Genomic DNA, 833 nt, shown 5'->3' with positions numbered 1-833 from the left:
TGCCCTCACGGTGACGGATAAGGCGCTGATGCCGGCAGACGAGATCGAAGTAAAAGACGGCTATAAAGTAGACAATACCGGCAGCGTGGATGCCTACATCCGCGTTACCGTAACCAAATACTGGGCGGAGGGCGAAGACAAAACCACCAAGCTCGCCGCCGGAAATATCGAGCTGGGCCTGAACAGTGCCGACTGGATCAAGGCCGAAAAGCTGTTCGAGGGAAACTCGGATGAGACCGAGGTGTACTACTACAAGTATCCGGTACCGGCGGGCCAGAGCACCAGCGAGCTGCTGGAGACCATTGGCATCCCGGCTGACCTGACCAACGAGTATGCAGGTATGAACGTACACCTGGAAGCTGTGGCGGATGGCGTACAGTTTGCGGGCGCGGATGCGGCCGCCCTGAACGCCAGCGGCATTCTGGCCAGCTGGGGCGTTGTGGCCGAGCTGGACGAAAACGGCAATCTGGTCAGTGTGACCGAATAAGCGGGAGGAGGCAGTGAAGATGAAGAAAAAACTGATCGCGAGCCTTTTCTCGCTGGCTCTGAGCGCGGTATTCGCGCTGGGCTGCTTTGCCGCTGACGCCGACAAGGTGGTCTACGACGGCACCAACCTGACCTATTCGGGCAGCACTCAGATGAGCGGCTTTACCCAGATGATCCCGGGTAAGACCTACACCGGCACCATCACGCTGGAGAACACCGGCGACAAGGCTGCTTACTTTTACATGGACACCGACGTGGTGAGCACCCTGATCGGCGCTTCCAACGCCAAGGACACCGGTTACACCGTGAGCCTGACCTGCGGCGGCAACACCCTGTACGGTTATGAT

Annotated in this window: 2 protein-coding genes; both read left to right on the top strand. The window is 58.7% G+C overall.

What is annotated here, in order from left to right:
- Positions 1–487, top strand: a 487-nt coding sequence (locus PH256_RS15195; protein ID WP_333766451.1) for a hypothetical protein, incomplete at its 5' end; no start/stop codon positions are given.
- 19 nt (positions 488–506) lie between these two features.
- Positions 507–833, top strand: a 327-nt coding sequence (locus PH256_RS15190) for a hypothetical protein (protein WP_270914829.1), incomplete at its 3' end; no start/stop codon positions are given.

The sequence above is a fragment of the Allofournierella sp. CML151 genome (genome assembly GCF_027853465.1).
Classification (GTDB): Bacteria; Bacillota; Clostridia; order Oscillospirales; family Ruminococcaceae; genus Allofournierella.
The sequence above is the reverse complement of the archived record's forward strand: the minus strand, read 5'-3'. Positions and strand labels throughout refer to the sequence as shown.